Consider the following 23940-nt stretch of genomic DNA (forward strand, 5'->3'; position numbering starts at 1 on the left):
CCTGCACGGGCAACACGATCACTGCCTCTCGACGTCCGGGCCGGACGGCCCGAAGGTCCCGGGCCAGTGCAAGTGGTGCCCCGCGATGTGCGTCTGCGACTGCCACCAGGAGGTGACCCGTGAAGAAGCTGACCGGTGATGCCGAGCTGGCGCAGAAGGTGCTCAACCTCCGGCGGGGTGGCCTGCACTTCGACGTGATCGCGGATCAGCTCAACCTGACGATCCCGACCGCCCGTGCCCTGTTCGACCAGGCGATGGGCGAGCACGACCCGGAGTTCCAACGGGCGCTGGAAACCGACCGGCTGGACCGGCTGCACGCCAGTCTGTGGCCGCGTGCAGTCAAGGGCGAGCTGGACGCGGTGGACCGGGTGCTTCGGATCAGCGAGCGCCGCGAGCGCGTCGCCGCCGTACCGAAGGTCAACGAACACTCGCTCCGGAAGGCGTTCGACCAGTCCGCCACCACGTCGGCCGAGCTGAACCCTGGCTGGGATGCCGCGCTGGTCGAGGCCGGACGCAAGATCGCTGACCGAGTGGACGAAGCGGTATCGACCGGCGAGGGCCAGGAGGTCACCAAGGCCCTGTACCTGATCCCGCACCTGAACAACGTGCTGCGGGAGATGCTGGCGACCCCGGCGAGCCGGGCCGCGACGGCTGACAAGACGCCACCTCCGCCAAGGACCGAGGGCAAGCTAGCCCAGCTCCGGGCGATCCAAGGCGCACGCAAGTCGAGTTGACGTGACGCTGCACGGCTGTGAGGAGCCACGGATCTTCACGCCGCCGCTGCGTGAGCTGACCCCGGAGACCTCGCTCGGCTTCAGTGTCATCGCCTTCGCAGAAGACGTGCTGGAGATGGACCTCATGCCGTGGCAGAGATGGCTGCTGATCCACATGCTGGAGCTGCAACCTGACGGCTCGCTCCGGTTCCGCACCTGCGTCGTCCTCATCGCCAGGCAGAACGGCAAATCGACGCTGTCGCAGGTCATCGCGCTGTGGTTCATGTTCGTGTACGGCAGCCCGCTGATCATCGGCACAGCGCAGGATCTGGACGTCGCAGAAGAGATCTGGCAAGGCGCGGTGGACCTCGTTGAAGAGACACCGGAGCTGGACGAGCTGAAGCAGCACGTGATCCGGGTCAACGGCAAGAAGTCGCTGGTCCTGACGTCCGGCGAGCGCTACAAGGTGAAGGCCGCCAACCGACGCGCCGGTCGCGGACTGTCCGGCGACGTGGTGCTTCTGGACGAGCTGCGCGAGCACCAGTCGTGGGACGCCTGGGGAGCCATCACCAAGACCACCATGGCCCGAGCGTTCGCGCTCATCCTTGCCATGAGCAACGCGGGCGACAGCACGTCCATCGTGCTGCGATACCTGCGCAAGCTGGCCCACCTGGCGCTCGGTGACCCGGACGGCATCAACTCCGACGACGAGGAGATCCGGCCGGACGAGGACGGCATGGAGCTGGACGCCGAAGACGACTCGCTCGGGATCTTCGAGTGGTCGGCCCCGCCCGGGGCCGCACTGCGCGACCCGGCCGCGTGGGCGCAGGCCAACCCGGCACTCGGCCACACGATCACCGAACGGACCATCAAGTCGGCCGTACGGACCGACCCGGAGTGGATCTTCCGCACCGAGGTGCTGTGCCAGTGGTCCGAAGGGACGCTGGAAGGCCCGTTCCCGCCTGGAGCGTGGGAAGCCAGCGCCGACCCCGACACCTCCCGGGCCCCCGGCGCGCTGATCGCACTGTGCGTGGACGTGTCATGGGACCGCAGCACGACTTACGTCGGGCTGGCGTCGGTCCGGCCGGATGGGCTGTACCACGTCGAGCTGATCGCACGCCGGGCCGGTACGGACTGGCTGGCTGACTGGCTCACCTCTCCGGAGCGGGCAGCTGAGGTCAGGGGAGCGCCAGTCGCGATACAGCACCGCGGTGCCCCCAGCTCAAGCCTCATCGGACCGCTGACCGACGCCGGGATTCGCGTGGTCGAGTGGGGCGGAGCTGACCTAGGCATTGCGGCCGGCACTTTCTACGACCGCGTTCGAGCAGCCATCGGAGAAGGGGACGCGGCAGTCGGCCTGCGCCACCGCGACCAGCCAGCACTCAACCTCGCCGCAGCCACCGCATCTACCCGCCCCGTAGGCGATTCGTGGGTCTGGGACCGGCGCGGATCGCCCACCGACGCAAGCCCGCTGGTCGCAGTGACCGGCGCGCTGTGGTGCCTGACCGGCGGCATGCCCGAGCCCGCGCCGACCAGTGCCTACGAAGCTGCAAGATTGGAGGTCTTCTGATGGGTCTGTTCGACCGGTTCCGGCGAACTCAGACAGTCACCTCCTGGCCTCCGAACTGGGGCGACTGGTACGGCTCCTGGCGGCTGTCCAACGAGCAGGTCGAGCACATCCTCCACATGTCTCCGGCGGAGATGTGGCGTACGCAGCCGTACCTGCGGACGGTGGTCAACTTCCTCGCCCGCAACATCGCCCAACTCGGGCTGCAAGCCTTCCAGCGCGTGGACGACGTGGACCGCAAGCGCATCCACGACGGCGTCGGCAGGATCGTCCGGCGACCCAACCAGGCCACCACCACATACGAGCTGATCTATGGCTTGGTGGCCGATCTCGCCTTGTACGACCGGGCGTACTGGCTGACCAGCGACGACCCGGCGCAGCCGCTGTCGCGGCTGCCGGTCCCGTGGGTGACGCCTTGGGGCGGTGACGCGCTCGGTCCGGCGACGTACCGGGTCGCGTCCAACGATCGCGGCAACTGGGTGGACATTCCGGCCGATCAGGTGATCCCGTTCCACGGCTGGTCGCCGGACTCGCTGGCCCTGGGCAGCTCACCGATCAGCGCACTGCGCGAGATCCTGTCCGAGCAGGTGCAGGCGTCGCGGTACCGCGAGTCGGTGTGGCAGCGCGGCGGCAAGGTCGGTGCGGTACTGACCCGCCCGGCCGGTGCCCCGCAGTGGAGCGACGAGGCCCGCAAGCAGTTCAAGTCCGACTGGGAATCCAAGTTCACCGGGAACGGGCCGGGCGTCGGCGGTACGCCGCTGCTCGAAGACGGCATGTCCCTGGGCCGGGTGGACTTCTCGGCCCACGAGATGGAGTTCATCGAGGGGGCCCGGCTGGCGCTCAACACCGTCGCGTCGGTGTACCACATCAACCCGACGATGATCGGCCTGCTCGACAACGCCAACTACAGCAACGTTCGCGAGTTCCGCCGGATGCTGTACGGCGACACCCTGGGCCCGATCATCGCCCAGATCGAAGACCGCATCAACGCCTTCCTCGTGCCCCGCTTCGACTCCCGGACCGACGTGTACCTGGAGTTCAACATCGAGGAGAAGTTGCAGGGCAGCTTCGAGGAGCAGACGCAGGCGCTCCAGTCCTCGGTGGGCCGCCCGTGGATGACGGCGAACGAGGCCCGTGGCCTGCGGAACATGCCCGCGATCCCTGACGGAGATGGGCTTGTCACCCCGCTCAACGTCCTGGTCGGCGGGCAGGCGAACCCACGCGACACCGCACCGAACAACCCGAACAACCCGAGCAACTCGGTGCCGGCCGCCGCCTCCCGCCAGCTCCGCAGGGGAAACCTGGTGCTGCTGAAGGCTGCGGTGACCGAACGCCAGGCCGAGCAGGTGGCAGGGGTACTGCGCCGGTTCTTCGCACGGCAGCAGTCGGCCGACAAGTACGGCCGGGGCGGCGAGTGGGACGAGGAGCGCTGGAACCGCGAGCTGGCCGATGACCTGCACCGGGTCGCGCTGTCCGTGTCCGCCACCCTCGGCAAGGCCGAGGCCCTGGCGCTCGGCTTCAGCGAGGACGACTACGACCCGGACGCGACCGTGAACTTCCTTCAGGCGGTCATGGCGCAGCGGGCCGAGAACATCAACACCACCACCCGCGACCAGATCGAAGCCGCAGTGCTCGACCCCGAGGGCGACCCGGCGAACGTCTACAAGACCGCGCTGGACTCCCGGGCGGTCGGGATCGCGATCGGCCTGGCTACGTGGCTGGCCGGATTCGCCAGCCAGGAAGCAGCCGGGCAGATCGCCCGCACCAACAACGTCGAGCCCACCAAGACATGGGTGACCGGCTCGAACGCGCGGCCGGAGCACGCCCGCATGAACGGCGAGACGGTCGCGATGGACGACAAGTTCTCCAACGGCCTGATGTGGCCCGGAGACGCCGACGGCGACGTGGATGACGTTGCCGGATGCAACTGCGCGTTGCAGATCAATCTCCTCTGACTCCCCCTGCCTGGGGCTGCCACGACCCGAGGGCTGGCCCGTCACACCCCCCAGCAGGCCCCAAGTCACCAGGGCCCCCGGGCGGGGGGACTCCACCTTGATGCCCGCAAGGAGGGCTGCACATGCCTGAGTTGAAGACCCTGCCTGCCCGCGTCAAGGCAGCGAACACCACCGACGACGGAGTGGTGGAAGCACTAGTCGCGACCTACGACGTGGACAGCATCGGTGACCGGATTCTGCCGGGCGCGTTCTCGAAGTCCCTTCAGGAGTGGGCCGACAGCGGGAACACCATCCCGTTCATCTGGTCGCACCTGCACGACGACCTGGACGCCTACATCGGTGAGGTCACCGAGGCCAAGGAGACCGACGAAGGTCTGTGGGTCAAGGCCCAGATCGACATGGAGGACCCCAAGGCCGCCAAGGCTTTCAAGCTCATCAAGGGCGGCCGGGTCCGGCAGTACTCGTTCGCGTACGACGTACCGGACGGGGGAGCCGCGCCGGACGAGGAAGGCCCCGGGGAGACCGCGCTCAAGGAGCTGAACCTCTACGAGGTCGGGCCGACGCTCATCGGGATGAACCAGAACACCCGGACCTTGGTTGCCAAGCGCAACGAGGGGGCCGGTGGGAAGGCGGGCCGCGTGCTGTCCGCCAAGAACGAGACCGACCTGCGGGACGCCATGAACCTCATCTCCGGCGTGCTCAAGCAGCTCGACTCGACCAGCAGTGACACCAGTCAGGAGAAGACCAGCGACGCCGGTCCGACCACGGCCAAGGAGCCCGAAGGGGCCACGGCCAAGGAGTCCAGCCGCGCCACGTCCGTCACGACCCTGGCAGCCGAATTCGACCTCATCGAACTGGAAGGAGGCGTGTAGCCATGCCTACTGCATCCCTTGCAGAGCAGCGTTCCGCCGCCATCAAGGCTGCCCGAGACCTCATCGAGGCAGCGAAGACCGAAAGCCGCGAGCTGACCCCGGACGAGCTGAAGTCCGTCCAGGAGCAGAAGACCAAGGTCGGCGAGCTGGACAAGCAGATCGCCGGGAAGTCCCTCGTGGACAGCGTCATGCAGCTCGACGCGTCCGAGGGCGAGCGCAAGGACGACGACAAGGACATCCCGGCCAAGAGCCTGGGCGAGCACTTCGCCAAGTCGCTCAAGGGCGACACCCTGGCCCGGCTCAAGTCCATCAGCGGGTACACGGTCTCCAGCCCGGAGTTCGTGCCCAGCAAGGCGAACACCGACCCGCAGGTGACCACCGGAGCCGTGTTCGGCCCGCTGCTCACCACCGTGGACCGAACCATCGTCCGGGCCTACCGGCCGGGGCCGGTCGTGGCCGACCTGCTCGGCTCCGGGTCCATCTCCGGCAACGCGATCTCGTACTTCATCGAAGGCGCGGTCGAGGGCGGATTCGCCACGGTCGGTGAGACCGGCCAGAAGCCGCAGATGCACTTCACGGACCCGACCACTCGCACCGACGCGCTGAAGAAGATCGCCGCGTGGTGGGACATGTCGGACGAGATGACCGAAGACCTCGACTTCTTCGTGTCTGAGATCAACAACCGGGGCATGTACCTGCTCGGCATGTTCGAGGAGGCGCAGCTCCTCAACGGGAACGGCACCGGGACCAACGTTCTCGGCCTGCTCAACCGCTCCGGCATCCAGACCGAGGTGTCGGCGGCCGGTGGCGGCGACGACGCCGACGCACTGTTCCGGGCGATGACGAAGGTCCAGACCGCCACGGGTCTCGCGGCGGACGGCATCGTGATCAACCCGATGGACTACCAGCGGCTGCGGCTGTCGCGGGACGCGAACAACCAGTACTTCGGCGGCGGGTACTTCCAGGGCGAGTACGGCAACGGGAGCGTGCTCCAGCAGCCTCCGCTGTGGGGACTGCGCACCGTCGTCACGAGCGCTGTCGCGGCCGGCACTGCACTCGTCGGAGCGTTCAACCAGGCCGGGACCGTGTACCGCAAGGGCGGTGTCCGGGTCGAGTCCACGAACTCCGACCAGGGCAAGTTCACCAGCAACATCGTCACGACCCGCGTCGAAGAGCGTCTGGCGCTCGCGGTCCGCATCCCGTCGGCCGTCGTGAAGGTCACCTTCACCGCGTAGTCCTCAGCCCGGGGCAGCCGACCCCTGCCTGGTTGCCCCGGGCTCCTATCCGCTGAAGGAGAAACCGCCATGGCTGAAGAGAAGCTGACCGAGTACACCGTGACCATCAACGGCATCGAGCACACGATGCTGCTGTCGGAGACCGACGCCGAGAAGTACGGCGACGCGGCCAAGAAGGCTGGCGCTGCCACGAAGAAGGCGACCGCTCCGGCGAACAAGAGCGCGAGCTGACCCATGCCGCTGAGCCAGGCCGACGCGACCGCGCGTGCCGAGGCAGAGGTCCGGGCGTACTGCGGGTGGCACATCGCCCCCCAGCGCGAGGACACGCTGACCCTCGACGGCCCGGGTGGACCGCTGCTGGTGCTGCCGTCCCTCCACGTCGTCTCGGTTGCCTCCGTGGCCGAGAACGGCACGGAACTGGACCCCGAGGGGTACGCCTGGTCGGCGGCCGGGGTCCTGCGGCGCACCAGCAGCGCCACTTCCTGGCACGGCTGGAACTGCGGCTGGACAGATGACTTCCGTGGGCTCGTGGTCACGCTCACCCACGGATACGAGTCCATGCCCCTGGACGTGCAGACGGTCATTGACCGGCTCGCGTCCAGGAGCGTGGACGACCCGTCGCAGTACAGCCAGGTTGGACAGGTGGCGTACGCCACCGGCGCGGACGGCCTGCCTGTGTCGGGATCGCTCACGGCGCTGGACCGGCTGGTGCTCGATCGCTACAAGATCCCGCCGAGGCCATGAGTCTCGGACCGCACACCATCGCCGTGGTCCGGCCGGGCAGCAAGCCTGCCGACTACGGCACCGGAACGCAGCCGGACTGGGACAACGCGGAGACCACCGCCGTCATCGGTTGCTCGGTGCAACCGACCCCGGCCCCGCTGGACACCGTGGACCGCGACGCGTGGCAGACCCGGTGGACCGTCTGGGCCCCGATCGCCACCGACGTGGAGGCGACCGACCGCGTGCTGTGGGACGGCGACACCTACGACGTGGACGGCGAGGTGCAGCGCTGGCAGTTCGGCTCACTGGCCCACGCCGTCATCAACCTCCGAAGGAGCACCGACGCATGAAGCTGTACGACGTTGACGGCTCTGACCGTCCGCTGATGCTCACCGCGGAGCACGCGGAACTGATCGGAGCCACGGAACACGAGCCGGTGTCGATGCCGGCCGCGACCGCGAGAAAGTCGGAATGGGTGGCGTTCGCTGTTGCGAGCGGTGCCGATCCGGCCGTGGCTGATGCCACCTCGAAGGCCGAGCTGATCGAGCAGTACGGGGCCTGACATGGCCATCAGCAGCATCGTCTTCGAGCTCAACCGGGCCGGGGTGGGCGACCTGCTGAAGTCCGCCGGGATGCAGCAGGTGCTCAACCGCAAGGCCGCTGCGGTCGCGTCCGCCGCTCGCGGTGCCGCTCCACTCGTGGAGGGCGAGCCGGGTAAGCGCAAGCTGCCCATTACCGTCCGCCAGGCGCCAACGTCCACCCGAGCCAGGGCGATCGTTGAGGCCGACCACCCGGCCGCGCTGCGGGTCGAGGCCAAGCACCGGCTGCTCGTGGGCGCGCTCGGTGCCGCCCGGGGTAGCTGATGCTCCCGGTTGCGCCGTACGCGGACGCAGAGGCAGCAGCGGTGGACTTTCTGGCCCCGCTACTGGCTGTGTACGCCCCCGGCGTTCCGATCGGCGTACGGGGCGGTGGAGGCCGGTTCGTGCGCGTCCGGCGCGTCGGCGGCATCGAGCTGACCCCGAACCACGACCAGCCATGGCTGGACGTGCTCGTGTGGCACGACAGCGACCGGACGCGCATGGCGCTGGCGAACCAGCTCTGGGCCTGGTTGCGCGCGGCAAACAACGACCCCGCCGGGACTGGCGCGGTCGTCCTCTACGGCTCCACCGTGCTCGGTCCGCGCCAGATGCCGGACCCCGCCGACGACACCAAGTCGATCTGCATGTTCACGGTCGAGCTGATCGTCCGGCCCGCGTAATTCCGCGCGGAATCCCCACCACCGAAGGAGAAAACCCATGACTCTCGTGTCTGGGCAGGTGCGCGTCGCCGGGACCGGCGAGCTGTTCCTTGCCCCCGTGGGCACCACCCTGCCGACCGCCGCATCGGGCACGCTGGACCCGGCCTTCAACGGCTACGGGTACACCACCGACGACGGCGTAACGCTCGGCAAGTCGATCAGCCGCGACGGCGTGGCCGCGTGGCAGTCCGCCACCCCGGTGCGGAACATCATCACCGCGCAGGAGCTGACGGTGGCGCTGACGCTGCTCCAGTCCAACGCGGACAACCTGAAGCTCTGGCTCCAGTCCGGCGACTTCGCCAGCGACGGAGGCACCGGCTTCCGCGCCGACGTGCCGGTGGACCCGGTAGGGCTCCAGTTCGCCATGGTCCTGGAGTGGAAGGACGTAGCGATCACGTCCCGGCTCGTCGCGGCGAAGGTCGAGGTCACCGAGACCGGTGACGTGACCGTGGCCCGTCAGGCGCAGGCGTTCCCGGTCACCCTGTCGGCGCTGCCGCCCGACAGCGGCTCCGTCCTGGCGAGCTGGCTGACCTCCGACGCCGCGTTCGCGGCTGCGTAGGTCTGACATGCCGGTCACGGAGGAGACCGCCTTCAGCTTCGACGACCTGCCCAGCATCACCCGGCCGCAGGACCGTCAGCAGCCAGAACCCAACCTGCAACGGGTGGAGGCCAGGGACCTGCCCATCACCTTCGAGTGGGACGGCGAGAAGTGGACCTTCAAGCCGTCCGACGCGACAGGGCTCGAGTTTCTGGCTGCGCTGGAGGACGAACAGATCATCAAGGCGCTGCGGCTGCTGCTCGGCAACGAGCAGGCCGCGCGTCTCATCAAGGGCCGCAAGCTCCGCGACCTGGCCGAGTTCTTCAACGCAGCCGGTCAGGCGGGTGGTACGGGAAACCTCTAGCGGTGCTGGCTCTGCTCCGCGAGCACGGAGACGTGATCGAGGCAGATCTCCAGCACCACTACGGGGTTGCGCTGACCGGCGTGTGGACCGGGCAGCTCACGCTGCGGAGGCTGCGCGTACTGCTTGAACACCTGCCGCCGGACAGCGCCACCGCCCACGCCGTGGCCGGAACGGACCCGGGACCACTCCGCGGCTGGACACTGACCGACGCGCTCGTGGGCCGACTGCTGGACGAGATGGCGTCGTACCGCTGGCAGTGGGAGATGGCTCACCAGTCCAAGGGCAACCGTCGCCGCGCACCCGAGTCGGTGCTGCCGAAGCTCTCGACGGTCGCGGCCGGCACCGACACCCCAGTCGTGTCGCCCCACTCGCTTGGCGGATTCATCAACTTCGAGGAGGCTGAGTGAGCACCGAAGTCGGCTCCGCGTACGTCAGCCTCATCCCGTCCGCCCGGGGCTTCGCGAGCAAGATGCAGTCCGAGCTGGCCGGGGACGTCACCAAGGCAGGCAAGCAGCTCGGTGACGACCTGGGCCAGGGGATCGGGGACCGGGCCGGTACGCAGGCTGGCGAGGGCACGAAGAAGGGCCTGATCGGTCGGCTCGGCGCGGGCAAGGCGCTGATCGGCGGGGCCGGTCTCGCGGTCGGTGCTGCGCTCGTGAAGGGCATGGGTGACGCGCTCCAGCAGGACCAGCTCAACGCCAAGCTGTCAGCCCAGCTCGGCCTGACACAGCAGGAGTCAGCGAAGGTCGGTGCGGCGGCCGGGAAGCTGTTCGGGTCCGGCTACGGCACCGGCATCGAGCAGGTCAACGAAGGCATCGCCTCGGTCATCCAGAACATCGACGGGATGCGCGGCGCGAGCCAGGACACGTTGCAGCGCATCTCCGGCAAGGTCGTCAGTACCGCGAACATCTTCGACCAGGATCTCGGCGGCGTGACCCGCGCGGTGTCGCAGTTGATGCGCACCGGGCTGGCGAAGAACGCAGACCAGGCCCTCGACATCATCACCAAGGGCTTGCAGTCCGGCGCGGACAAGTCGGGCGACTTCCTGGACACCCTGAACGAGTACTCGACGCAGTTCCGCAAGATCGGGATCGACGGCACGACCGCGACCGGCCTTCTGTCGCAGGGATTGAAGGGTGGCGCGCGGGACGCCGACTTGGTTGCGGACGCGCTGAAGGAGTTCAGCATCCGGGCCGTGGACGGCTCGACCACGACAGCCGCAGGCTTCAAGCAGCTCGGGCTGGACGCCAAGTCCATGTCCGAACAGATCGCCAAGGGCGGAAAGCCCGCCTCGCAAGGGCTTCAGACCGTGCTCGACAAGCTGCGCGCGATCAAGGACCCGGTGAAGCAGAGCCAGGCCGCCGTGGCGCTGTTCGGCACACAGGCCGAAGACCTCGGGAAGGCCCTGTTCGCGCTGGACCCGTCCACCGCCGCCAAGGGCCTCGGGCAGGTCGCTGGCGCGGCCGACGCGGCCAACAAGGCGTTCAACAACACGCCAACGCAGGTGCTCCAGACCTTCGTACGCCAGCTCCAGCAGGGATTGGTAACCGTCCTGGCCAAGGCCGTCATCCCCGGCATCAAGGCACTGCTGCCGCTGCTGTCCGGGATGGGTGACCTGTTCAGCAAGGCGTCCGGCCCGGTGTCCGCGTTCGCTGGCCAGGTCGGTACCGCGCTTGGCCCCCTGGCAGCAGCCTTCACGGGCAAGGTGCTCCCGGCCGTCCAGCAGCTCGTCGGCTACTTCGTCGGCAAGCTGATCCCGATCTACCAGCAGATCTACGGCGTCATCCAGACCAACGTGATGCCGATCCTGGCGTCCTTCGCGAGCTTCATCGGGACCAAGCTGGTCCCTGCGGTCGTGGCGATCTACAGCAAGATCGCGACGAACCTGAAGCCTGTGCTGGACGCCTTCTACGGCGTGATCCAGAAGAACGTCGTACCGGCGGTCGCGCTGATCACGCAGAAGTTCCGCGACTGGCAGCCGACCATCCAGAAGGTCATTTCCGTCGTAGTGCTGGTGATCGGCAAGGTGGTCGAGTTCTCGACGGCGCTGGCCGGAAAGGTATTGCCGGTAGCAATCAAATTCGCTGGCTGGCTGATCACGGTCCTGGTCAAGAACCTGATCACGACCGTCCAGACGGTCGCGAAGGTGATCAAGGCGATCGCTGACTTCGCGGTCGGCTGCTACAACGCAGGCGTCTCGGTGGTCAACTTCGCCAAGGGCGTGATCAAGTGGATCGGCTCCCTCGGCCAGACCTGGACGAAGATCTGGGGGCAGGCCAAGGCCACCGTGACCTCGGTGATCAACTCCGCCAAGTCCACCGCGACCAACGGCGTCCAGGCAGTGGTCAACTTCTTCGCCGGAATCCCCGGCAAACTCGTTGCCCAGGTCAAGAATTTCGCAGCAGCCGGGAAGAAGCTGGCCGACAACGCGGTGGCCGGAATCCGTTCAAACATTGGCGGTGCGGCCTCGGCAGTGACCTCAGCGATCTCCGGAATCCCAGGCAAGATCGCTGGCTACGCCAAGGGTTTCGCGAACGCGGGACGCGGCCTGATCAGCAACTTCGTCTCCGGGATGAAGGGGGCCGGAAAGCTGGTCTCCGATATCGCGGGCAACGTGTGGTCCGCCGTTCGGGGCCTGCTGAACTCCGCGATCGGCAAGATCAATGCCGCGCTGTCGTTCAAGATCCCGATCCCGGGCGGCTCGATCAGCATCAACCCGCCCGATATCCCATACCTGGCAGGAGGAGCGCGCGCCACCGCTGGCACGCTGGCCGTGATCGGTGAGGGCCGCGAACCGGAAACGGTACTGCCGGACTCCATGCTCCGAGGGCTTCTGGAGCGGACGGCTGCCGCCGCTACGCCGAACATTCGCGTGTTCATCGGCAACACCGAACTGACCGACATTGTGCGCGTGCAGGTGGACAGCGCCCAGACGCAGCAGGCGCGCCAGCTCGTTGACGGGCGGAGGTTGTAGTGGCTGACACGCTCACCGCGACACTATTCCCGGCAACCACCCGAGCCAGCGTTTCGCTGTCGTGGACCTCGACGCCGGTGCCGGCCACCGCGACCATTCAGCGCGTCAACGGTGACGGGACGATCGTGCCAGTCCGCGGTGCCGATCCCGCCACACTCGTGGCGGGAGCATGGGTCGGCGACGACTACGAAGCACCGCTGGATTCGCCGTTCTACTACCAGGCGACGAGCACCGACCGGCCCGGCGTCACCATCACGTCCCCGACCTACACCATGGATTCGGGCGGCAAGACCTGGCTGAAGCACCCCGGCCGCCCATTCTTGAACACCGTGGTCGAGGTGGCCTCCGGGCCGGACCTCACCCGCCCGGTAGCGCAAGGTGTGTTCGAGGTGCTGGGCCGGTCGCGTCCCATCGCGGTCACCATGATGCGGGGCAGCGAGCGCGGAGAGATCGTGCTGAACACCCACACCGATGCGGACCGGGTGGCGATCATCGGCCTGCTGGAGGACGGGGAGCCGCTATTCCTGTCCACCCCGGCCGGGTACGGCGTGGGCTCGGTCTACGTGGCCGTAGGAGAGGTCGCGGAGCGCCGGTTGACCCACATCGGCCGCACCGCTGACCGGCAGTTCACCCTGCCGTTCACGGTCGTCGACCGACCGCCCGGTACCGCACTGGCGCTCGGCAACTCGTGGTCTGACGTGCTCGGCGCGTACGCGAGCTGGTCACAGCTCCTCGCGTCGGAGGGCACGTGGACCGGGGTGCTTCAGGGCGTGGGCTGATGTACGCCGCCAGCACCCAGTTCATGGACGCGCTGCGCCGCAGCCACGTCGTGACGCTCCAGGTGGACGCCTACCGAGGCGCGACCCTGCTGCAAGCTGATCTGCCCATCTCCGGTGGCTCCGTGTCCGTAGACGGTGGCTCGCAGATCCGGCGCACCCTGTCGGTGACTGTGGCAGACCCCGATCTGGACCCGAAGGTGGACCCGCAGGCGGTGCTGGCCCCCTTCGGGTCCGACCTCGTGGTGAAGCGAGGCATCCGCTACCCCAACGGCACCACCGAATGGGTGCCGCTCGGCCGGTTCCGGATCGAGGACGTACAGGCGACCATCGCCCAGAACGGCATCTCCGTCACGGGATCGGACCGAGCCGCGACCGTCAAGGATCTGCGGTTCACCGCGATCACGCAGGCCAACACGTCCAACACCGTCGTACAGGAGATCACCCGGCTGATCCAGGAGGCCCTGCCGGGCGTGGGCGTAACGGACTACACCGGGGCCACTGCCGCCACGCCATCCGTGTACTGGGAGCGGGAGCGCTGGGAGGCGATCGAGCAGCTCGGCCAGGCGATCGGCGCCGACGTGTACTTCGACCCGGCCGGCAACGGCATCATCGCTCCGGCCCCGACCGTCACGAGCACGCCAGCGTGGTGGGTAGACGCCGGGGAACTGGGCGTCATGGTGGACGGGTCGCGGGAGACCAGCCGCGAGACCGTCTACAACGGCGTGGTCGCGTCGGGTGAGTCCGATGGTGATATCCCGCCCGTCACCGCGACCGTGTGGGACAGCAATCCGGCCAGCCCGACCTACTACCTCGGGACCTTCGGCAAGAAGCCGTTCTTCTACGTCAGCCCGCTGCTGACGACGACCGCGCAGTGTGTCAGCGCGGCCACATCGATGCTCGGCCGGGTAACTGGGTTGGTCCGTCAGCTCGACCTGTCGTGCGTGCCGAACCCTGCGCTCGAGTCCGGCGACGTGATCCGGGTCAGGTTCCCGGACGGTTCCACGGAGACGCACCTCGTGGACAGCTTCACCGTGCCACTCGACCCCGGCACCGCGATGTCCCTCAAGACCCGTTCCCCCGAACCCGCCACGGAGTGATCATGCGTGCTCTTGATGCGCTGTACCAGCTCATCGCCCCCGTCCCCAACGCGGTCCGTCTGCGGACCGCGAAGGTGGAGGGCTTCACCTCAAGCTCGGCCACGATCAACCTGGCCGGTGGCTCGGTGTCCGGCGTCAGCTACCTGGCGAGCTATACCCCGGCCGTGGGGCACACGGTGCTGGTCGCGCAGACAAACGCCGGGGTGCTCGTGATCTTGGGACGCGCAGCGCCGTGAGTCCCTGGCTGGGCCTAGTGCTGTACCTGCTCAACTCCCTCGGCTGGCTGGCGCTCGGCTACCTGCTGGGACGGCTGGCACGAGGCACGCACCGCCGACCGAAACGGAGGAAGTGATGGCGACGTACGGCCGGGCCGCGTACGGCTCGAACCCGCTGGCCGGAGCCAGCCGCAACAACGCAGCCGACCGGGGCTGGGGCCTGGGGTGGCCGAACGCCCAGGAGTCCAAGATGCTCACCGTCACGGGGGGCGGTGTGAAGGTACGGGTACGCCGCGAGGTAGGGCCGCTCGTGCAGGTGCTCCTGAACTTGACGGTGCGGCTCGGCTACATGCTGAAGCCGGACGCCTGCTGGGGATTCGCGAACCGCCCGATCCGTGGCACTCGCACCGCGTCGAACCACTCGTGGGGCCTGGCGGTGGATCTGAACTCTGAGGACAACCCCATGGGGTCCACGTTCGTCAGCACGATCCCGCCGGGCGTCGTGCACGCCTGGGAGGCGTGCGGCTTCTACTGGGGCGGCCGGTATGCCAACCGCCCCGATTCCATGCATTTCGAGTACGTGCGCCGTCCGGCGGACGTACTGGCCGACCTGGCGCGGGCAGAGAGGCTGCTCACCCCTGTCACCGGCATCACCTCAGACACCAAGACGCCGACCAAGGAGGACGACGACATGACCATCCAGGAGCTTGAGGACTACATGGCGCGCCTATGGAGCGCCAAGGGCTCGGTAGGTGCCGCACGCGCTCAAGACCGGGCGTGGCAGCAGGCCGTGCTCAACGAGTCGAAGGCGCAGACCGCAGCGCTCAAGGACATTGCGACAGCCCTGAAGGCGAAGTGATCTTCAAGCGGGAACCTGCACTGGTCCTGGGGGTCGTGCAGGCGATCGTGGCCCTGGCAGTCAGCTTCGGCTTCGGTCTCTCCGCGGAGCAGACCGGCGCGATCCTGGCCGTCTCCGCTGCGGTTCTGGCGCTGGTGACCCGCAGCCAGGTCACGCCGACGAGCAAGACCGCCACCTCCGATGGGGAGATGCCGGCCGAAACGGAGTAGCGATGGACACCACCCCGATCCTGGCGCAGTACGGCGCACTCGGGGTGATGGTGGTGTTCTCCGGGATCATCATCCGCGTGCTGTTCGCCCGCACCACCGAGGCGTACGAGCGAGAACGCGAGCGGGCCGACCGCATGGAGCAAGAGGTCCAGAGGCTCAACGCAGTCATCCAGGAGAAGGCGCTCCCGATCCTGCACGAGGCCACACGGGCGATCTCGGAGGCCCTGCACGAGCAGCAACGACGGAGGGACCGCTGATGCCGGACACCCCGACCAAGGAGGACGTTGCGCGGGCCAAGGAGCTGCTGGTGAGCAGTCAGTACCTGCGCGAGGACTTGCTTGAGGCCGTGGGAAAGCTGGACTCCTACATCGAACAGCTACGCGCGGTCGTCCCGCCGGGGGAGGCGTCCCATGACGGACCGCGTTCCTGAACTGCCACGGCAGCTCATCACCGACACCGCTGACCTGATGATCACGCTGGATCAGACCGTGGCGAACCTGCGGGCGTTCACGGAGAAGTTGCGCGCGGCAACCGAGCAGTCGCGCCAGGAAGGAGCGTCGTGACCGATCCGGAGCTTGCCGACCAGGCCGACGCGTTGGCGCGGGCAGTTGACCAACTGTCCACGTCCGTGGACAACCTAGCCGCGAGCCAACGACGAGTGAAGCACGCCGTAGCCGGCATCGTGGCCACGCTGGCGCTCGTGGTCGCTCTGGGCGTCGTCCTGGCCTTCGTGGCGAGTGATGCGCGACGCGCCAGCCAGCGCGCCGAGGAGGCCAACAGCCTGTCGGAGCGCAACGCGCAGGCCGCCAAGGTCACCTGCGAGTCCAGCAACGAAGCCCGGCGCGTGTCCCGCCAGCTCTGGACCTACGTGTTGGACGTGACGACTAAAGGCCAGCAGCTGACGGCCGAACAGCTCCGGCAGGTGCGCACCTTCCGGGCCTACCTGGCGACGGTGTACGCCGACCGGGACTGCTCGTCGCCCGGCCCGACGCCGGTGCGGCCCGGCACGGCCAGCCCCTCGCGATAAGGAGAGGTCTCCACGACATGACCCCCGGCTTCGGCCGGGGGCATTTTCTCGTTGTCCACAAGGAGATTCGCCATGTTACCGAGGTAACAAGTTCGAGGTAGACGGAGCAGAACGGCCTGCCTATCGTCGAGGTCGAGCGGGGCCCGACGGGGGCCTGGCCGAACCAGAGGAGCGAACCTCAGATGAACACCACCACCAAGGTCACCAAGCTCACCGACCACCAGTCCGCCGCGCTGACGAAGGGCGTCACCGACAACAAGCTGGTAGCCGAGGTCACCAAGACCACGGTCACCTTCCCGGGCGACGCGAGCCGGGCGGCCAGCGCGGTCCGTACCTACCAGGAGGTCTTGGCTGCGCAGTTCGGCCGCAAGGGCGGCGACTACCAGGCGCTGCACGCCGTGGCCCGCAAGCTGGAGGAGGGCAAGGAGATCGAGGTCAGCGAGGGCCCGGCCGACGAGCCCCCCGCGCCGAAGCTGAAGCTGGTTGCCGACAGCACCAACCCGGAGAGCCTGGTCAAGATCCCCGGCTTGAACCTGGAGGTGCCCGCCAACCCCAAGGACGTGTTCGGCAAGTCCGTCGGCCAGGCGGTGACCGAGGAGCGAGCCCGCCGGACCGCGATGCAGGCCGCCGAGGCGGCGCTGAAAGCGGCCGGGTACGAGAAGGTCGCGGACCGGCCCGCGTGGGGTACCGCCGAGGTCCACGGCCTGAAGGACGGGGACGTGTTCCTGTTCTACGGCACGAACCCGGCTGAGCTGAAGAAGGAGCCGACCGTCCGCAAGTACAACGCCAAGCGGATCGGTGGCGCGGACGTCGAGTTCTGGGCCAGCAAGTCCGAGACCAAGCCTGAGAAGGCTGCTCCGGCCAAGAAGGACGCCCCGGCCAAGAAGGCGGCCGGTGTCCGCGCCATCCCGACCGAGGCCGCCAACAAGACCCGGCAGGACTGGATCGTCTCGAACGGTGGGCTGGACGCCTACAAGAAGCAGTACAACTCGGGGTGGGACAACGCCACCTACGGCACCGGCCAGAAGAAGGCCGAGTCGGGCGAGGCTGGCGCGGCCTACATGGACGGCTACACCGACCGCCAGGCCAACCCCGGCAAGGATGGCATCAAGAACAAGTGGGCCGCGCTCCGGTCCACCACCGCGCCAGTAAAGGCGGTAGCCCCCGCGAAGAAGTGACGTCGAGAGGTGGCGTGTCAGCCAGGGCCGACGAGGCCCTGGCTGGCGCGCTGCACCTCGCAGCACCTACGAGGCCCCTCGCTGCTGCGAGGGGCCCTTTCTGTCACTACCTGCGCTATGGTCCAGGCCACAATCCGTGACCCACTCACAACGTAGAGGAGCGAACTTCCATGAGCATTCTGAAGGCTGGCCTGCTGGTCCTGCTCGCCGTACCGGCCCTGGCCGCGTGCGGAGGACAGTCCAACGACGCCGGACCCTCCACCACCCCGACCACCGCCGCCAGTTCTGGCCCGGGAAGCACCACCCCGCCAGCCAGCTCGGCACCGACCGTCCCCGCCTGCGCTGACGTGTGGGTCGCCGGGCAGGTGCTCCCGGCGGACTACAACGGCTGCACCCACGACAACACCACCGAGGCAGCCGTTGGACACGCCTGCAAGACCGGGGGCGACCTGATCGCGTACGGCAAGGCATGGGCGCAGCTCGGCCAGCCGATCAAGGTCGCCAAGGGCGAGCTGGCCGCCGACCGCGCCTACAAGGCAGCCTTCAACGGCTGCTGACACACCAGCACGAATCAGAGGAGCGAACCTCGTGAACGACGCACCGGTAACACCGGGGCGGTATCAGCCGTACCCGGAACGGGCCGACCTGGTGATCTGCATCGAGTGCAGCAAGCCGAACGCGCCCGCGATCATCCCCCAGGCCACCATCGACCGCCACGAGCTGTGGCACGCCACACCGCCGGACGGTGAGCGATGAGTGACTACAAGATGCCCCGGCCACCGAAGGACACCCCACCCCTGTACGCCCAGGACGGCAAGGGGTACGAGGCCACCGTCTACGCCCACTACTTCATCGGCAACTGCGACTGGCTCATCACCGAGTACGACCCGGAGGAGGACCGAGCATTCGGCTGGGCCTGCGTGGGCGACCGCGACCGCGCCGAGCTGGGCTACCTGTTCCTGTTCGAGCTGGAGCAAGTCCGGGTCCGGGGAGTGTTCCTGGTGGACTACGAGATCGGCTGGCAGCGGGTCACCCTGACCGAGGCCATAGCCGAGCTGGACCGCAAGCAGGGCTGGACGCGCTGACGTAGGCGACCGGCCCGGCCAATCACCGTGCAACGAGCCATCACCAACCAGAGGAGCGAACCTCATGAGCAAGAGCAGGAGCCAGACGATCACCATCGGCTGGACGATCAGCAACCGGGAGGCCGGGTACGTGGCCTTCATGGACGGCTACCAGCCGTTCGCCAAGCAGCACACCGAGACCATCACCGTAGAGCTGCCCGTGAGCGTGGTCGGGCACCAAGTCGCAGAGTTGGTGTTCATCGCCACGAATGCACCGGCCGTGGACCCCGGCACGCCGGAGGAAGCAATCCAGGAGGCGATCTACGCCACCGGCTACCGGGGCGAGCAGGCCGCGCACTTCAGCCTGTCCGTAGGAGATACGGTGACGGTGGACGACGTGATGTGGGCGTGCAAGGCCGCGTCCTGGGAGAAGGTCAGCGGCTGACCAGCGCGGTCCAAGTCGTCGGATGACACGACCGGCCCCCGGCTCCCATCCCTGGGAACCGGGGGCCGGTTTGCTTGTCTTCAGATAGTCGACAACATGCCCATGCGGTCCGCGAGCCCGCGGAGTTCACGGCCGCCGGCATCGCGACGAGAACGCATGAGAATCTCGCTGACCATCTCGCGGGCCCAGATGTTGTGGCGGGTTCGGGTCGAGCCCATCTTCTCGGCCTTCGTCAGTAGATGGGTCACCTCGTCGTCGCGGCCACGGAGACCGTGCAACGCACGAGCATGGTCGATCAGGAACCGCAGGCGGCGGGTCTTGCTGGGGATGTCGGCCAGCGGGACTTCGGCGGCAACCTCGGCGGCCTTCACGTGGTCGCCAGCTTCTAGGGCGATGCCCAGCCGCCACAGGTTGACGTTGGCGCGGGAGAAGTTCAGCCAGAAGGCATTGTCTGGCACGATCCGCTCGGCGGACTCTTCGGCTTCCCGCAGGGCCGCCTCTGGGTCCTCGCCTGCCATCTCGGAGCAGAACGCAGTGACCAGAACGTTCATGCCGTAGACCTCCGTCGCGGTGACGGTGTCCGGCGTCAGTAGTGAGATGGCGTTCCTGGCCACCGCGTCGGCACGGTCGTATGCGCCAAGGCCGATGAGCGCCTGTGCGCGGGCGTAGTCGGCGGCGGCAAGGTACACCGGATCTTCGAGGATCTGGGCGGCCTGGTGACCCCGCTCCGCTGCGACCCAGGCCAGATCGACGGCGCCGAGGTTCTTGAGGAAATGGGCTGTTGAGTTGGTGGCCTGAACTAGCGATTGGAGCGCGGGGAGGCGGTCGTTGCCGCCCCCCGTAGCGGTTGCGTGTAGGTCGAGCAGAAGGGGAGGCAGGCCGTGGCCGACTAGCGCGTCCTGACAGTTGATGCGTGCCTCGGCCAGGCGTTGGGTCTCCAGACTCAGCTCATCGATGGTTCGCTTCGACGCCCCGGACGGCAACTCAAGAGAGGTGGAGATCAGGGCGAGTCGAATGTCTGGGACAGCCGCATGCGCCTCGGTGTTCGCCCGGTCGGCGATGAAGTGATCGCCGGTGAGATCGGCCATGCTGACCCGGAGCGCGTCGGCAATCGCCTTGATTGTCTTGCGGCGTTCGAGGTTGACGTTGCCGTTCTCGATCTTGGACAGGTAGCCCTTCGTGATCCCGGCCTGGCCCGCGAGGGCGTCCAAGGTCATGTTTCGCCACTTGCGTAGGCGGCGAATCTCTTGCCCGAGATTTGCCAGGTCATTGTCCATGCAGATAACGGTACAGGCCATGGTTTCAACTTAGGAAACTTTCTCGGTCCGTGGTCGCTTAGCGTTCCGGTCATGACGCTAAGAGCGACGAGGGATCTGGCGCTTCGGACGGCAGAGGCGCTGTCTGAGGAGGAGATCGTGGAGTATGCGGAGCGCTGTCCGCCCGAGCATCGCTGGGCCTTCGAGGCATTCCTCCGCGGTACGCGTGACCTGGCGGGCGACGAGATCACGGGGCCCGTTGACCCGGTGGTGCCGAGCGGCTCATGAGTCAGGAGGAGCAGTGGCGGGTTCAGCTTTGGCTCGGTGAGTACCTCATTGAGGAGCGCATCGCACCGACCGGACTGGCTGAGCAGTACGCGAACGTGATCCGACTGCGCATCCGGGGACTGACCGGCCGCCGGTTGCATTGCGAGCGGGTGAGCGTTGACGAGGTGCCCCCGCCATACGCGCGTCAGCCCAACCCCCACGATCGGCTCCTCTTCGGTCGGACGGGACCGGCACCGCCTCCTCCAGGCTCGGATTGATCGCCGTGCCGTGCTGGTCCCGTCACCAAGCCGGAGCCCTTGGTTTCCCGAGGCTGAGGGCTCCATCAAGACCAGTAGGCGGGCGTACCGGTTCCCTGACACCTGCGCCCGCCTGCTGTTCCAACCGCCCCAACTCGAACACTCAGTGAGGACCAAGCCATGTCCGACATCCAGCGACTGAAGGAACAACTGCACCAAGTCTCGACCGAGGCCAAGCAGGCTGCCGGTGGACTGACCGGCTTCCAGCAACGGTTCGGTCAGAGCACCGCGCAGGTGCAGGCGCTGATCGCCGGGTCGGCAACCGGCGTGGACCGCGACATTGCACAGATCCTGGACGCGGCCAGCAAGTCGGTCGGCCAGGCAGTCCAGGCACTGGAGATGGCTGCTGCCGGCTGCGCGAACTACGCCAACCAGATCTGATCCAGATGCCGTCCGAGCTCCAGCGCGTCGCACAGGATCTGGTCGACTGTCTCGACCGGATCCCGGCCATGGTGGATTATCTTCACCGCCTGGCGGCCAAGTGTCGGGAGAACGCGGCGATGATCGCGGGCATGGGCAGCGCCAACCCGGGGGCCGGGAACGCTGCGATGTTGCTGGATGCGGCTGCTCGTGCGTGCGACGAGGCGGCGAACTACGCCGCCATGGCACCGCCAAAGGCAAGAGGCTGGGCTGAGCAGATGGTGAGCGGAGCTCGTACCGCAGATGGCCCCAAGCCGACCCCTGGCGGCGGAACGGCTCGCGTTCCTGATCCGCGAGGCCAGGGATCAGACGACGGCTTCGATCCGGGAGAGCTGTTGAAACAGCTCCCCAAGCGCGACGTTGGTCCCGGACGTAGGGTCAAGACCCGTGGCACCTGGCACGACGACAGCGGGCGGAATCACCCGCTGGTCAGTGGTCAGCACGAAGAGGATTACCAAGCTGCTCAACGGCACGCGGAGAGGCTGGGGCTCGTCACCCCGCCATACCTGCTGTCCACGGCAGCAGACGTCGAACTGAAGTTTGCGATGCGCATGCGCCGCGAGGGCATCACGAACGCGCGCATCGTCTTGAACCAGAAACCATGTAAAGGCGAGCTGAGCTGCCACACCCTGCTCAAACGGTTCCTTGCTCCAGGGAGCAGGTTGACGGTCTACGCTCCAGATTTTGAGTACACGTACGAAGGGGAAGCAGAGGCAGATGGTGACGATTAAGGCGTACTACCGCGATGAGCACGGAGACACACCTCTGCGCATCGAGACGGCCACTGAGCTGGACGCGCTGATCGACGCGCTACTAGCGGAGCCGTACGAGAACTCGGTAGCAGCCCTGTACGTAGAGGGTCGGCTGAACGATGCGGGCGTGCCGGATCATGAGCTGCTGATCGCCGTCAACGCCGAGGACAAGGTCGGGGGGCTGCGGTTCATGGGTGACGGAGGGACGTACTTCTCCGCCGGTCAGCCGAGCCGCCACGACGAGGTCGTCTACTACTACATGGGAAGCGACCGCGAGTTTCCCCACGCCTCTGAGATCTCGATCGACGCGCTCCGTGACGCGGTAAAGAACTTCCTGGCGAACGGTGGGCATCGCCCGACCGGGGTGGAGTGGACGGTGGCGTGAACGCTGACCAGCCCAACCCGGACGACCTAGCCCCTCCCGGAGATCGTCCACCGGTGGAGAAACTCACCTGGGCGGACCTCAAGCCGGGCGACCGAGTGCATCACTTCGAGTACGGCGCGGGCACCTTCAGATTTGGAGGTCCGATGTGGGTCTACATCTACTGGGACGACCCGAAGTTCAGACGTCTCAACGGAGGATACAAGAGCGGGCACACAGCCGGCATCGTGCAGCGCTTGACGCGGCTTCCCTCGCCCGGGTTGCAAGGGGATGCCTCAACCGGATCTAACTGACACCAGCGGAGACGCGCAGGAGGGCCCCTCTCGTCAATGAGGAGCCCTCCTGCGCGTCCTACGGTGACCCGGGGTCAGCGGACCTCAGTGATCTGCAGGGAGTACACCTCGAAGCCCACGCCGTACGGCCCCAGCGTGGCCCGCAGCTCCCCCCGGAACGCCAACACGGCCTGTTCGTCACCCTCAGCATCGATGGTCCGGGTGAACACGTAGTGCCCCGGCTTGTGCGGGGCCCGGCGCAGCGACTTCTTGGTCAGGTACAGGTGCGCCTCGTTGCTCAGCTCACCGGCCGTCAGTTCGAACTGCGCCGAGCACGCCCATCTCCGCATCGTTCGCTCCTCTCGGTACTGCGTGGGGCGGGTGGGACTTGAACCCACGACGGGGCGATTATGAGTCGCCTGCTCTGACCAGCTGAGCTACCGCCCCCGGGGATTGCCGGGTGGTCTATCCCCTATGCGGGGACATGCCCGGCGGGGGATAGGGGATATTACAGGGGCTACTGACGGTCCTCTCGTTGACGTCTGGGCAGGTCAGGGGCAGTTTGCGGCCGGTCGTCCCGGGGGTTTATGAGTCCCCTGCTCTAACCAGCTGAGCTACCGCCCCGTGTGCGGGAGATCGTATCGGGTGTGGGGAGGGGCCTGGGCGGAGGGCTTCCTTGCGGAGGACTTTGGTGAGGGGGTGGCGACGAGGACGGGGTCGGGTTGCGGTTGTCGGTGGTGGCGAGGGCGTCGCCAGGTCGTGGTGGGCGGAGGAGCGGCCAGTCGAGGTCGCTCGCCTGGACGAGGTGCTCGGTGCGGGCGGCGTCCTCGTACAGCGGGCGGTCCAATCGGAGCAGCCGCGGTACGGCGAGCTTGCGGTAGAACAGCCGGTCGGCGGCGGCTTCATCGGTACGCCGGTTGAGGTCGCGTGGACCAGCCGGCGGACGGCGTGCGTACCCCATCGCCTTCACTACGCAGGCGGCGGATTCGGAGAGTGTGGTCGGCTCGGGGGAGGTCGACGCCAGTACGGGAGATATACCCTGTGCTCGGCTGGTGGTGAGGGGCTATAACTCTGGTATGCGTGGAGCTGGGGTCCTGATCGCATCGGGCGTTCTGAGTGCCGTTCTGGCTGGTTGTTCGTCGACCGGCACGTTTCATCAGGCG

Annotated in this window: 35 protein-coding genes and 1 tRNA gene; 33 read left to right on the forward strand and 3 right to left on the reverse strand. The window is 67.4% G+C overall.

Annotation, left to right across the window (positions count from 1 at the left end; translation table 11 throughout):
* Nucleotides 1–119 precede the first annotated feature (119 nt).
* The 29 genes from ACFV9C_RS25330 to ACFV9C_RS25470 all read left to right on the forward strand — a co-directional run bounded on the left by ACFV9C_RS25330 (nt 120) and on the right by ACFV9C_RS25470 (nt 19111).
* Nucleotides 120–734: a hypothetical protein gene (locus ACFV9C_RS25330; protein ID WP_380197325.1), complete on the forward strand. Its 615-nt coding sequence runs from the start codon at nt 120–122 to the stop codon at nt 732–734.
* Nucleotide 735: 1 nt separating this feature from the next.
* On the forward strand, nt 736–2283 hold the full coding sequence (locus ACFV9C_RS25335) for a terminase large subunit domain-containing protein (RefSeq protein WP_380197327.1): 1548 nt from the start codon (nt 736–738) through the stop codon (nt 2281–2283).
* Nucleotides 2283–4235 carry a phage portal protein gene (locus ACFV9C_RS25340; RefSeq protein WP_380197329.1) on the forward strand — a complete coding sequence of 651 codons (1953 nt, stop codon included), beginning with the start codon at nt 2283–2285 and terminating at the stop codon, nt 4233–4235. The genes ACFV9C_RS25335 and ACFV9C_RS25340 overlap by 1 nt, the downstream gene beginning before the upstream one ends.
* A gap of 122 nt (nt 4236–4357) precedes the next feature.
* Nucleotides 4358–5107: an HK97 family phage prohead protease gene (locus ACFV9C_RS25345; protein ID WP_380197331.1), complete on the forward strand. Its 750-nt coding sequence runs from the start codon at nt 4358–4360 to the stop codon at nt 5105–5107.
* A gap of 2 nt (nt 5108–5109) precedes the next feature.
* Complete coding sequence (locus tag ACFV9C_RS25350) at nt 5110–6342, forward strand: phage major capsid protein (protein WP_380197333.1); 1233 nt, start codon at nt 5110–5112, stop codon at nt 6340–6342.
* Nucleotides 6343–6411: 69 nt separating this feature from the next.
* Complete coding sequence (locus ACFV9C_RS25355) at nt 6412–6573, forward strand: hypothetical protein (protein WP_380197334.1); 162 nt, start codon at nt 6412–6414, stop codon at nt 6571–6573.
* A 3-nt stretch (nt 6574–6576) separates the two neighbouring features.
* Nucleotides 6577–7086 (forward strand): hypothetical protein, encoded by a 510-nt coding sequence (locus ACFV9C_RS25360; protein ID WP_380197335.1) that lies wholly within the window; start codon nt 6577–6579, stop codon nt 7084–7086.
* Entirely contained in the window at nt 7083–7415 is a 333-nt protein-coding gene (locus tag ACFV9C_RS25365) for a hypothetical protein (RefSeq protein ID WP_380197337.1), read from the forward strand. Before ACFV9C_RS25360 ends, ACFV9C_RS25365 begins: the two co-directional genes overlap by 4 nt.
* Complete coding sequence (locus ACFV9C_RS25370; RefSeq protein WP_380197338.1) at nt 7412–7627, forward strand: hypothetical protein; 216 nt, start codon at nt 7412–7414, stop codon at nt 7625–7627. Before ACFV9C_RS25365 ends, ACFV9C_RS25370 begins: the two co-directional genes overlap by 4 nt.
* 1 nt (nt 7628) lies before the next feature.
* Entirely contained in the window at nt 7629–7928 is a 300-nt protein-coding gene (locus tag ACFV9C_RS25375) for a hypothetical protein (protein WP_380197341.1), read from the forward strand.
* Between the two features lie 41 nt (nt 7929–7969).
* Entirely contained in the window at nt 7970–8323 is a 354-nt protein-coding gene (locus ACFV9C_RS25380; protein WP_380197344.1) for a hypothetical protein, read from the forward strand.
* A 37-nt stretch (nt 8324–8360) separates the two neighbouring features.
* Nucleotides 8361–8921, forward strand: a complete 561-nt coding sequence (locus ACFV9C_RS25385) for a hypothetical protein (RefSeq protein ID WP_380197346.1) — start codon at nt 8361–8363, stop codon at nt 8919–8921.
* A 7-nt stretch (nt 8922–8928) separates the two neighbouring features.
* Nucleotides 8929–9264: a hypothetical protein gene (locus ACFV9C_RS25390; protein WP_380197348.1), complete on the forward strand. Its 336-nt coding sequence runs from the start codon at nt 8929–8931 to the stop codon at nt 9262–9264.
* Nucleotides 9265–9266: 2 nt separating this feature from the next.
* A complete protein-coding gene (locus ACFV9C_RS25395; protein ID WP_380197350.1) occupies nt 9267–9671 on the forward strand; it encodes a hypothetical protein in 405 nt (134 codons plus the stop codon).
* Complete coding sequence (locus ACFV9C_RS25400; RefSeq protein ID WP_380197352.1) at nt 9668–12238, forward strand: phage tail tape measure protein; 2571 nt, start codon at nt 9668–9670, stop codon at nt 12236–12238. Before ACFV9C_RS25395 ends, ACFV9C_RS25400 begins: the two co-directional genes overlap by 4 nt.
* The gene (locus ACFV9C_RS25405; protein WP_380197353.1) at nt 12238–13017 is read left to right on the forward strand and encodes a hypothetical protein; all 780 of its coding nucleotides are present in this window, start codon (nt 12238–12240) and stop codon (nt 13015–13017) included. The genes ACFV9C_RS25400 and ACFV9C_RS25405 overlap by 1 nt, the downstream gene beginning before the upstream one ends.
* Entirely contained in the window at nt 13017–14114 is a 1098-nt protein-coding gene (locus ACFV9C_RS25410) for a DUF5047 domain-containing protein (RefSeq protein ID WP_380197355.1), read from the forward strand. The genes ACFV9C_RS25405 and ACFV9C_RS25410 overlap by 1 nt, the downstream gene beginning before the upstream one ends.
* Nucleotides 14115–14116: 2 nt before the next feature.
* Complete coding sequence (locus ACFV9C_RS25415) at nt 14117–14350, forward strand: hypothetical protein (RefSeq protein WP_380197357.1); 234 nt, start codon at nt 14117–14119, stop codon at nt 14348–14350.
* Between the two features lie 115 nt (nt 14351–14465).
* Nucleotides 14466–15188 carry a M15 family metallopeptidase gene (locus ACFV9C_RS25420; RefSeq protein ID WP_380197359.1) on the forward strand — a complete coding sequence of 241 codons (723 nt, stop codon included), beginning with the start codon at nt 14466–14468 and terminating at the stop codon, nt 15186–15188.
* Nucleotides 15185–15397, forward strand: coding sequence for a hypothetical protein (locus tag ACFV9C_RS25425; protein WP_380197361.1), 213 nt, complete (start codon nt 15185–15187; stop codon nt 15395–15397). The genes ACFV9C_RS25420 and ACFV9C_RS25425 overlap by 4 nt, the downstream gene beginning before the upstream one ends.
* 2 nt (nt 15398–15399) lie before the next feature.
* Nucleotides 15400–15654, forward strand: a complete 255-nt coding sequence (locus ACFV9C_RS25430; protein WP_380197363.1) for a hypothetical protein — start codon at nt 15400–15402, stop codon at nt 15652–15654.
* Nucleotides 15654–15827 (forward strand): hypothetical protein, encoded by a 174-nt coding sequence (locus ACFV9C_RS25435; RefSeq protein ID WP_380197366.1) that lies wholly within the window; start codon nt 15654–15656, stop codon nt 15825–15827. Before ACFV9C_RS25430 ends, ACFV9C_RS25435 begins: the two co-directional genes overlap by 1 nt.
* Nucleotides 15808–15960 carry a hypothetical protein gene (locus ACFV9C_RS25440; RefSeq protein WP_380197368.1) on the forward strand — a complete coding sequence of 51 codons (153 nt, stop codon included), beginning with the start codon at nt 15808–15810 and terminating at the stop codon, nt 15958–15960. Before ACFV9C_RS25435 ends, ACFV9C_RS25440 begins: the two co-directional genes overlap by 20 nt.
* The gene (locus ACFV9C_RS25445; RefSeq protein WP_380197370.1) at nt 15957–16424 is read left to right on the forward strand and encodes a hypothetical protein; all 468 of its coding nucleotides are present in this window, start codon (nt 15957–15959) and stop codon (nt 16422–16424) included. Before ACFV9C_RS25440 ends, ACFV9C_RS25445 begins: the two co-directional genes overlap by 4 nt.
* A gap of 182 nt (nt 16425–16606) precedes the next feature.
* Nucleotides 16607–17602: a hypothetical protein gene (locus ACFV9C_RS25450; RefSeq protein WP_380197371.1), complete on the forward strand. Its 996-nt coding sequence runs from the start codon at nt 16607–16609 to the stop codon at nt 17600–17602.
* A gap of 170 nt (nt 17603–17772) precedes the next feature.
* Nucleotides 17773–18159 carry a hypothetical protein gene (locus ACFV9C_RS25455; protein WP_380197373.1) on the forward strand — a complete coding sequence of 129 codons (387 nt, stop codon included), beginning with the start codon at nt 17773–17775 and terminating at the stop codon, nt 18157–18159.
* A gap of 31 nt (nt 18160–18190) precedes the next feature.
* Nucleotides 18191–18358 (forward strand): hypothetical protein, encoded by a 168-nt coding sequence (locus tag ACFV9C_RS25460; RefSeq protein WP_380197375.1) that lies wholly within the window; start codon nt 18191–18193, stop codon nt 18356–18358.
* A complete protein-coding gene (locus ACFV9C_RS25465) occupies nt 18355–18687 on the forward strand; it encodes a DUF2958 domain-containing protein (protein ID WP_380197377.1) in 333 nt (110 codons plus the stop codon). The genes ACFV9C_RS25460 and ACFV9C_RS25465 overlap by 4 nt, the downstream gene beginning before the upstream one ends.
* Nucleotides 18688–18751: 64 nt before the next feature.
* Nucleotides 18752–19111: a hypothetical protein gene (locus ACFV9C_RS25470; protein ID WP_380197378.1), complete on the forward strand. Its 360-nt coding sequence runs from the start codon at nt 18752–18754 to the stop codon at nt 19109–19111.
* Between the two features lie 80 nt (nt 19112–19191).
* On the opposite strand, the gene ACFV9C_RS25475 is transcribed toward ACFV9C_RS25470, so the two are convergent.
* Nucleotides 19192–20388 (reverse strand): helix-turn-helix domain-containing protein, encoded by a 1197-nt coding sequence (locus ACFV9C_RS25475; RefSeq protein WP_380197380.1) that lies wholly within the window; start codon nt 20386–20388, stop codon nt 19192–19194.
* Between the two features lie 72 nt (nt 20389–20460).
* Here ACFV9C_RS25475 and ACFV9C_RS25480 point away from each other — a divergent pair, with 72 nt between their 5' ends.
* The 4 genes from ACFV9C_RS25480 to ACFV9C_RS25495 all read left to right on the forward strand — a co-directional run bounded on the left by ACFV9C_RS25480 (nt 20461) and on the right by ACFV9C_RS25495 (nt 22508).
* Nucleotides 20461–20655 (forward strand): hypothetical protein, encoded by a 195-nt coding sequence (locus tag ACFV9C_RS25480; protein ID WP_380197382.1) that lies wholly within the window; start codon nt 20461–20463, stop codon nt 20653–20655.
* Between the two features lie 416 nt (nt 20656–21071).
* Complete coding sequence (locus ACFV9C_RS25485; RefSeq protein WP_380197383.1) at nt 21072–21332, forward strand: hypothetical protein; 261 nt, start codon at nt 21072–21074, stop codon at nt 21330–21332.
* A gap of 5 nt (nt 21333–21337) precedes the next feature.
* The gene (locus ACFV9C_RS25490) at nt 21338–22102 is read left to right on the forward strand and encodes a DddA-like double-stranded DNA deaminase toxin (protein ID WP_380197385.1); all 765 of its coding nucleotides are present in this window, start codon (nt 21338–21340) and stop codon (nt 22100–22102) included.
* Nucleotides 22089–22508, forward strand: coding sequence for an Imm1 family immunity protein (locus ACFV9C_RS25495; protein WP_380197388.1), 420 nt, complete (start codon nt 22089–22091; stop codon nt 22506–22508). Before ACFV9C_RS25490 ends, ACFV9C_RS25495 begins: the two co-directional genes overlap by 14 nt.
* Before the next feature lie 364 nt (nt 22509–22872).
* On the opposite strand, the gene ACFV9C_RS25500 is transcribed toward ACFV9C_RS25495, so the two are convergent.
* Entirely contained in the window at nt 22873–23127 is a 255-nt protein-coding gene (locus ACFV9C_RS25500) for a hypothetical protein (protein WP_380197389.1), read from the reverse strand.
* A 23-nt stretch (nt 23128–23150) separates the two neighbouring features.
* A tRNA-Ile gene (locus tag ACFV9C_RS25505) sits at nt 23151–23224 on the reverse strand.
* Between the last annotated feature and the right edge of the window lie 716 nt (nt 23225–23940).

It is taken from the genome of Kribbella sp. NPDC059898, from assembly GCF_042730855.1.
Lineage (GTDB): Bacteria > Actinomycetota > Actinomycetes > Propionibacteriales > Kribbellaceae > Kribbella.

Excerpts from the sequence above, each read along its gene's own strand:
- ACFV9C_RS25340 (WP_380197329.1), top strand. The coding sequence starts at position 2,283 with ATGGGTCTGTTCGACCGGTTCCGGCGAACTCAGACAGTCACCTCCTGG.
- ACFV9C_RS25435 (WP_380197366.1), top strand. The coding sequence starts at position 15,654 with ATGCCGGACACCCCGACCAAGGAGGACGTTGCGCGGGCCAAGGAGCTG.
- ACFV9C_RS25385 (WP_380197346.1), top strand. The coding sequence starts at position 8,361 with ATGACTCTCGTGTCTGGGCAGGTGCGCGTCGCCGGGACCGGCGAGCTG.
- ACFV9C_RS25430 (WP_380197363.1), top strand. The coding sequence starts at position 15,400 with ATGGACACCACCCCGATCCTGGCGCAGTACGGCGCACTCGGGGTGATG.
- ACFV9C_RS25470 (WP_380197378.1), top strand. The coding sequence starts at position 18,752 with ATGAGCAAGAGCAGGAGCCAGACGATCACCATCGGCTGGACGATCAGC.
- ACFV9C_RS25410 (WP_380197355.1), top strand. The coding sequence starts at position 13,017 with ATGTACGCCGCCAGCACCCAGTTCATGGACGCGCTGCGCCGCAGCCAC.
- ACFV9C_RS25450 (WP_380197371.1), top strand. The coding sequence starts at position 16,607 with ATGAACACCACCACCAAGGTCACCAAGCTCACCGACCACCAGTCCGCC.
- ACFV9C_RS25350 (WP_380197333.1), top strand. The coding sequence starts at position 5,110 with ATGCCTACTGCATCCCTTGCAGAGCAGCGTTCCGCCGCCATCAAGGCT.
- ACFV9C_RS25475 (WP_380197380.1), bottom strand. The coding sequence starts at position 20,388 with ATGGACAATGACCTGGCAAATCTCGGGCAAGAGATTCGCCGCCTACGC.
- ACFV9C_RS25390 (WP_380197348.1), top strand. The coding sequence starts at position 8,929 with ATGCCGGTCACGGAGGAGACCGCCTTCAGCTTCGACGACCTGCCCAGC.
- ACFV9C_RS25365 (WP_380197337.1), top strand. The coding sequence starts at position 7,083 with ATGAGTCTCGGACCGCACACCATCGCCGTGGTCCGGCCGGGCAGCAAG.
- ACFV9C_RS25465 (WP_380197377.1), top strand. The coding sequence starts at position 18,355 with ATGAGTGACTACAAGATGCCCCGGCCACCGAAGGACACCCCACCCCTG.
- ACFV9C_RS25440 (WP_380197368.1), top strand. The coding sequence starts at position 15,808 with ATGACGGACCGCGTTCCTGAACTGCCACGGCAGCTCATCACCGACACC.
- ACFV9C_RS25420 (WP_380197359.1), top strand. The coding sequence starts at position 14,466 with ATGGCGACGTACGGCCGGGCCGCGTACGGCTCGAACCCGCTGGCCGGA.
- ACFV9C_RS25375 (WP_380197341.1), top strand. The coding sequence starts at position 7,629 with ATGGCCATCAGCAGCATCGTCTTCGAGCTCAACCGGGCCGGGGTGGGC.
- ACFV9C_RS25370 (WP_380197338.1), top strand. The coding sequence starts at position 7,412 with ATGAAGCTGTACGACGTTGACGGCTCTGACCGTCCGCTGATGCTCACC.
- ACFV9C_RS25360 (WP_380197335.1), top strand. The coding sequence starts at position 6,577 with ATGCCGCTGAGCCAGGCCGACGCGACCGCGCGTGCCGAGGCAGAGGTC.
- ACFV9C_RS25455 (WP_380197373.1), top strand. The coding sequence starts at position 17,773 with ATGAGCATTCTGAAGGCTGGCCTGCTGGTCCTGCTCGCCGTACCGGCC.
- ACFV9C_RS25415 (WP_380197357.1), top strand. The coding sequence starts at position 14,117 with ATGCGTGCTCTTGATGCGCTGTACCAGCTCATCGCCCCCGTCCCCAAC.
- ACFV9C_RS25495 (WP_380197388.1), top strand. The coding sequence starts at position 22,089 with ATGGTGACGATTAAGGCGTACTACCGCGATGAGCACGGAGACACACCT.
- ACFV9C_RS25490 (WP_380197385.1), top strand. The coding sequence starts at position 21,338 with ATGCCGTCCGAGCTCCAGCGCGTCGCACAGGATCTGGTCGACTGTCTC.
- ACFV9C_RS25480 (WP_380197382.1), top strand. The coding sequence starts at position 20,461 with ATGACGCTAAGAGCGACGAGGGATCTGGCGCTTCGGACGGCAGAGGCG.
- ACFV9C_RS25355 (WP_380197334.1), top strand. The coding sequence starts at position 6,412 with ATGGCTGAAGAGAAGCTGACCGAGTACACCGTGACCATCAACGGCATC.
- ACFV9C_RS25345 (WP_380197331.1), top strand. The coding sequence starts at position 4,358 with ATGCCTGAGTTGAAGACCCTGCCTGCCCGCGTCAAGGCAGCGAACACC.
- ACFV9C_RS25500 (WP_380197389.1), bottom strand. The coding sequence starts at position 23,127 with ATGCGGAGATGGGCGTGCTCGGCGCAGTTCGAACTGACGGCCGGTGAG.
- ACFV9C_RS25485 (WP_380197383.1), top strand. The coding sequence starts at position 21,072 with ATGTCCGACATCCAGCGACTGAAGGAACAACTGCACCAAGTCTCGACC.